The 2,082-nt window shown below is 59.4% G+C and carries 1 protein-coding gene; it reads right to left on the reverse strand.

The window, feature by feature from the left end; all coding sequences use genetic code 11:
- Nucleotides 1-2,082: Ig-like domain-containing protein (locus R2A130_RS16610; RefSeq protein WP_009465357.1), on the reverse strand; the 2,082-nt coding region annotated here is incomplete at both ends.

Genomic DNA, 2,082 nt, shown 5'->3' on the forward strand with positions numbered 1-2,082 from the left:
CTGTCGATGCGTGGTCCACATCTGTCGGCAGCGTGAGGTTCAGCGGCGTGTTGCCGTCCTCGTTCAGTGTGACCGTCTCGTCGGTCGCTTCAGGCGCATCATTGGCAGCAATGATCGTCACCGTCAGCGTGGCCGTGGACGATGCGCCGAAGACGTCTTCCACCGTATAGGTGATGGTGGGCACAACGCCGTCATAATCACTATCGGGTGTGAAGTCGTAGTCGCCATCGTTGGTGAGCAGGAACAGACCAACACCCGGGATGATGACGGGACCGCCGCCACCACCAATCGGCAGGTTCACCGTGGCCGAGCCACCAATGGTAAAGCCGGTGAGCGTAAATGCATCACCTTCCGCATCTGTATCGGTACCGGGAGTATCCGTGATCACGTTACCCGTCACATTGCCGTCTTCGGCAACGCTGGTCACATCATCGACCGCATTGGGTGCCGTGTTGGTCCGTGTCACTTCAATCGACAGCTCCGCCGTCGACGTCGCACCGATGGCGTCCGTCACCTCATAGGTGATCGCAGGCATCGGACCATTGATCAGCGTGGAATAGGCAGCATCCGGCACGAAGCTGTAGGAACCGTCTTCGGCAATCGTCACCGTACCGTAAACAAAGGCACCCGCCGTGATGGTCAACGTGCCGTCGGAACCTGCAGAGACCGCAGCCATCACCTGTGTCGGGCCATCCATGAACGAGATCGCCGTGATCGCAAACGCATCGCCATCAGGATCGCTGTCATTGGACAGCAGACCCGTGGCTGCAGGCACCGTCAGCGTGACGCCCTGGTCCGTGACCGCCGTATCATCGGTGGCATCGACCGGATCATTCGTCGGGTCGATCGTGATCGTCACCGTGGTGGTGCGCGTGAACTCGCCATCGCTCATGTCGTAGGTGATCGTCGGCACGGTACCGAAGTATCCGGCAACCGGATCGAAGTTCAGCTCACCATTGGCATCAATCCGCAGCGTGCCGGAGCCTGGAATGAAGATCGGGGTGCCCGGAGAGATGGTACCAGCCGTCACACCGGCCACACGAACGCCGGTGACCGCAAGTGCCGGACCGTCGATATCGCTGTCATTGACCAGCACATTGCCCGTCACATCGGGACCATCTTCCAGACCGGTAAAGCTGTCAGCCGTGGTCACAGGCGCATCATTGACCGGATTGATCGTGATGGTCAGTACGGCCGTGTCGACGTTACCGTTGGCGTCCTCCACCTCATAGGTGAAGATCGGCAGCGGCACCCCGTCGGTGGAGTTGTAGTTCGCCACCGGCGTAAAAATGAACGCGCCGGACGGGGCAATCGTGAACGAGCCTGCGCCGGGGATCAGCGCCGATGTGTTGATCGCGAACTCCGTGCCGGTGACAGCATCACCCACCCAGTAGCGCGTCACATCAAACACATCGCCTTCCACATCAACATCATTGGCAGTCGCATCACCCGTGACCGAACCCGTGTCCTCATCGGCAGAGATGGAATCATCATTGGCCACAACCGCATCATCGATAGGCAGGATGGTAATGGTGACGGTAGCGGTGTCAGTCCCGCCGTTGCCGTCATCGACAGACACCGTGAACGTATCCGTGCCGTTGAAGTCCGTCGCTGGTGTGTAGGTATACGTCCCGTCCGTGTTGACGATTACTGTGCCGTTGGTTGGTGCAGTGCCGAGCGTCGCCGTCAGAACATCACCGTCAATGTCATTCAGAATAACCGCGCCGGAGACCGGGCTGTCTTCGTTGGTGGTAACTGCATCATCAGCAGCCGTCGGCGCGTCATTCTGTGGGTTCACCGTGATGGTAACGGTTGCCGTGTCTGTTCCGCCATTGCCGTCATCGACGCTGACCGTGAACGTGTCCGTGCCGTTGAAGTCAGCAGCAGGCGTGTAGGTATACGTCCCATCCGTGTTCACAACGACCGTGCCGTTGCTTGGGGCTGTTGCTAGGCTGGCCGTCAGCGCATCACCATCAATATCGTTCAGAATGACCGCGCCGGAGACAGCCGCGTCCTCATTCGTCGTTACCGCATTGTCTGTGGCAGTCGGCGCATCGTTCTGTGGGTTCACCGTGATGGTAA

This window comes from Ahrensia sp. R2A130 (genome assembly GCF_000179775.1).
GTDB lineage: Bacteria > Pseudomonadota > Alphaproteobacteria > Rhizobiales > Rhizobiaceae > Pseudahrensia.